This window comes from Oceanisphaera sp. (assembly GCF_052084945.1).
Lineage (GTDB): Bacteria > Pseudomonadota > Gammaproteobacteria > Enterobacterales > Aeromonadaceae > Oceanimonas.
In genome coordinates this window covers 1-3,759 of the sequence record NZ_JBQDEX010000018.1, presented here as the reverse complement: position 1 = coordinate 3,759, position 3,759 = coordinate 1, and the positions used below count along the sequence as shown (strand labels likewise).

Sequence of the window (3,759 nt, the reverse complement as noted above, 5' to 3'; positions counted from 1 at the left end):
CTTACAGCTGGCCTGACATAACCACAAACAGTAGCGCGCCTAACCCTAAGCGATACCACACAAAAGGCATGACACCAATACGATTAATCAGCGTTAAAAACAAATGAATACACGCCAGTGCACTCACAAATGATACCACTACCCCTAAGCCAATCGCACCCCAAGGAATAGCAGCACCTGCACTTAACAAACCCGTGGCCTGATGGCTGCCCGCTAAAAAGATAATGGGGATAGACATCAAAAAAGAAAAGCGCGCTGCTGCATCTCGCGTCATACCAATCATTAGCCCAGCAGTTAAGGTAATACCACTGCGAGAAGTCCCCGGGATCAAAGCCAAAGCCTGAGCACAACCTAACCATAAGGCACCACGCCAACCGGTTTGATATTCGCCCTTATAGAGTTTAGCGGCCTTATCTGCCCACCACAGCAATAACCCAAAGACGATAGTGGTGACGGCAATCACCCAGCCCGAGCGTAAAAAGTCGGCAATTAATCCGCCAAATAGCACACCCACAATACAAGCAGGAATGGTGGCCAAAATAATACACCAAGCCAGTTTAGACTCTGCATTTTGTGCTTTTCCCCTAATCGAACTTAACCAAGCCACTGCCAAACTTGCCACTTCTTGACGAAAGTAATACACAACGGCAAGTAAACTGCCTAAGTGCACAGCAACATCAAATGCCATGCCCTGATCTTCCCAGCCCAATAATACTGAGGGCAAAATAAGGTGTGCTGAGCTAGAGATAGGCAGGAACTCAGTAAAGCCCTGAATAAGAGCCAACAGTATGGCGTGCACTTCCATCGAATAATCCTTTAAGTTTATATCATCAATACGTTAACCACATAAGATGACAGTCTAATGACAACTAGGTTCCCTAATGGCTCTTGATGTACTTTTAAGCACAGTAACGTTAAGCAAAACGTTCAATTTCCACCCCCACACCAGCGGCATTCGCCACCGCAGTTGGCTTAGTTAAACGCACTTTAACTGACTGCACGGCAAAGCGATCAAGAATTAATTCAGCCACTCGTTCAGCCATGGTTTCTACCAACTCAAATTGATGCTGCTCGGCATACTCAGTCACTAGCTGCGACAAAGTGGCATAGTCTAGTGCTTTATTAATATCGTCATCAGCGGCCGCTGGGGCATTATCGTGGCCCATTTCTAAATCAAAACGCAGCTTTTGCTGAATGCCTTTTTCCCACTCATAAACGCCTATGGTCGTCAGCACTTCTAGACCTTGTACAAACACTTTATCCATCGTCTCTATCTTCTGTTAAGCTGGTGATTACGTTCGCAATCGAGTTGCGTCGGCTAGCAAAAAGCCTTGTTTATAACTCTGGTTTAGCCTGCCAATCGCTCGGTTTAGGCTCGCAATAGTAACGGATTGATCCCGAGGTATAAACCGCAATGACGGCCCTCATTTTCTTTATGATTGTACTCGCCTATCTGGGGGGTTCTGTCTCCAGCGCTGTGCTGATCTCACGTCTTTATCGCCTGCCCGACCCGCGCCAACATGGCTCTGGTAACCCAGGCGCCACCAATGTGCTGCGCACCGGTAATCGCAGTGCCGCAGTATGGGTATTATTACTGGATATAATGAAAGGCACGCTGCCCGTGTACTTGGCGTGGTTTTTAGATATCAGTCCACTCTACTTAGCATTTATTGGCATGGCTGCTTGCTTGGGTCACATGTTTCCAATTTTTTTCCATTTTAAAGGCGGTAAAGCCGTAGCCACCGCCCTTGGCACCCTACTGCCTCTAGGCATGGACATGACCGGCCTTATGATGCTGACCTGGTTAATCTGTTTAGGCTTATTTGGATACTCTTCACTGGCTTCTTTGCTAACTGCCTTAGTGGCGCCACTGTATGTGTATTTTATCAAGCCAGAGTACACTCTTTCCGTCTCACTACTATCTTGCCTGATTATTTTACGTCATCACACCAACATTAGTCGCCTTTATCACCGCCAAGAAAAACCTATTATCGACCGATTCAAACGAGAAGATAAGACAGGTGAGGAGTAATGGGTGAAGAGTAAAGAGGACAACACAAACCTAAGCGCCAAATCTAACGTGCCACGGAACTCACGAACTAAAGACCATTTAAAAACAACCAGAGCTTATAATATAAGGCCTTAATTAATAAGATATTATCTTAGCTTCCGTGTTCTTGCGTGTATTCCGTGGCAAGAAAAATCTTTCGTCTGTAACGCTCTTAGCTGGGCGCCGGGCGCTTGGTGCTCGGCGCTGCTGTTAAACCGCGGTTAGCTCATCTAGCGGCCAGCGTGGGCGAGCACGCACAGCTAATGGTTCTATATCGCCGGCTCTTAATCGCTGTAAGCCAGCAAAAGCAATCATGGCGCCATTATCGGTGCAATATTCATTGCGCGGATAAAAAGCCTCCCCATTCAGACTTGCCATTAACTCACTCAACTGAGCACGTAACGACACATTGGCACTTACGCCCCCCGCCACTACTAACCGATTTAAGCCCGTTTGCTTTAAAGCGCGCTTACATTTAATAGCGAGCGTATCGACCACTGCTTGTTGAAACGCATGGGCAATATCAGCGCGAGTTTGTGGATTATCTCGACCTGCCGCGACTTCTTCAGCCATGGTGGTCGCAGTCGCCGTTTTTAATCCTGAAAAACTAAAATCTAACCCTGGCTTAGCCGTCATAGGGCGCGGAAAAATAAAACGATTAGGTGTACCCGCCTCTGCAAGCTTAGCTAAGCGAGGACCGCCTGGATAATCTAAGTCCATTAATTTAGCCGTTTTATCAAAGGCTTCACCGGCGGCATCATCAACCGACTCCCCTAATATTTCATAACGCCCTATCCCATCAACACGCACTAACAAGGTGTGGCCACCAGACACTAACAACGCCACAAACGGAAACGCGGGGGCATTTTCTTCTAACATAGGTGCTAGCAAATGCCCTTCCATGTGATGCACCGCCACTGCTGGCTTATTCCATGCAAAAGCCAGACTACGACCAATGGTCGCCCCTACCATTAACGCCCCCATTAAACCGGGCCCTGCGGTAAAGGCCACGCCATCAATGTCATCTTTGCTGCAACCGGCATCGGCCAATGCAGCTTCAATTAAGGGGATGGTTTTTCGAATATGATCACGACTCGCAAGCTCTGGCACTACGCCGCCATAGTCCGCATGCAATGCCACTTGGCTATATAATTGATGAGCCATAATGCCCAGCTTATCGTCATAAATGGCGATACCAGTTTCATCACAAGAGGTTTCTATTCCTAATACACGCATGTTAGTCATTCAAAGCTGTCGAAAAAGTGGGAGTTATGTTACCCTCTCAATGATTTTTTAACCAGCGAACCTCTGTGGGACTTTACTTTAGGTTAGGGTTCAGAGTAGAATTTCGCACCATTTTTATTAGTCAGACTGGTTTATAAAAAACCAGTTAACCGAGGTGAGAGGCACATGCCAGTAATTAAAGTACGTGAAAACGAGCCGTTTGATGTAGCTCTACGACGCTTCAAGCGCTCTTGTGAAAAAGCCGGTATTCTTTCTGAAGTACGCCGTCGCGAGTATTACGAGAAGCCAACAACAGAGCGTAAGCGCGCTAAAGCAGCTGCTGTTAAGCGTCACGCTAAGAAATTGTCTCGTGAAAACGCACGTCGCATCCGTCTGTACTAAGTTGTTATTGATCTCATGTCCTTAAAAGAGCAACTCTCTGAACAGCAAAAGATTGCCATGCGTGCCAAAGACAAGGCGCGCCT

5 protein-coding genes are annotated in these 3,759 nt (G+C 47.1%); 2 read left to right on the top strand and 3 right to left on the bottom strand.

The annotated features are described in order from the left end of the window. Position 1: 1 nt before the first annotated feature. Both ACTHY5_RS03075 and folB read right to left on the bottom strand, forming a co-directional pair. The gene (locus tag ACTHY5_RS03075; protein WP_441876197.1) at positions 2–805 is read right to left on the bottom strand and encodes an undecaprenyl-diphosphate phosphatase; all 804 of its coding nucleotides are present in this window, start codon (positions 803–805) and stop codon (positions 2–4) included. A 109-nt stretch (positions 806–914) separates the two neighbouring features. Next, complete coding sequence (gene folB, locus ACTHY5_RS03070; RefSeq protein WP_441876194.1) at positions 915–1,265, bottom strand: dihydroneopterin aldolase; 351 nt, start codon at positions 1,263–1,265, stop codon at positions 915–917. 149 nt (positions 1,266–1,414) lie between these two features. Between folB and plsY the strand changes: the two genes are divergently transcribed. After that, complete coding sequence (gene plsY, locus ACTHY5_RS03065; RefSeq protein ID WP_441876192.1) at positions 1,415–2,032, top strand: glycerol-3-phosphate 1-O-acyltransferase PlsY; 618 nt, start codon at positions 1,415–1,417, stop codon at positions 2,030–2,032. 228 nt (positions 2,033–2,260) lie between these two features. Here the strand turns inward: plsY and tsaD are convergent, their stop codons facing one another. After that, entirely contained in the window at positions 2,261–3,286 is a 1,026-nt protein-coding gene (gene tsaD / locus ACTHY5_RS03060; RefSeq protein WP_441876243.1) for a tRNA (adenosine(37)-N6)-threonylcarbamoyltransferase complex transferase subunit TsaD, read from the bottom strand. Between the two features lie 174 nt (positions 3,287–3,460). Here tsaD and rpsU point away from each other — a divergent pair, with 174 nt between their 5' ends. Beyond that, a complete protein-coding gene (rpsU, locus tag ACTHY5_RS03055; RefSeq protein WP_208003813.1) occupies positions 3,461–3,676 on the top strand; it encodes a 30S ribosomal protein S21 in 216 nt (71 codons plus the stop codon). Positions 3,677–3,759: the final 83 nt, after the last annotated feature.

What these genes read in the sequence shown, in the direction of transcription:
- ACTHY5_RS03075 (WP_441876197.1), bottom strand. Translation starts at nt 805, where the DNA reads ATGGAAGTGCACGCCATACTGTTGGCTCTTATTCAGGGCTTTACTGAG.
- folB (WP_441876194.1), bottom strand. Translation starts at nt 1,265, where the DNA reads ATGGATAAAGTGTTTGTACAAGGTCTAGAAGTGCTGACGACCATAGGC.
- plsY (WP_441876192.1), top strand. Translation starts at nt 1,415, where the DNA reads ATGACGGCCCTCATTTTCTTTATGATTGTACTCGCCTATCTGGGGGGT.
- tsaD (WP_441876243.1), bottom strand. Translation starts at nt 3,286, where the DNA reads ATGCGTGTATTAGGAATAGAAACCTCTTGTGATGAAACTGGTATCGCC.
- rpsU (WP_208003813.1), top strand. Translation starts at nt 3,461, where the DNA reads ATGCCAGTAATTAAAGTACGTGAAAACGAGCCGTTTGATGTAGCTCTA.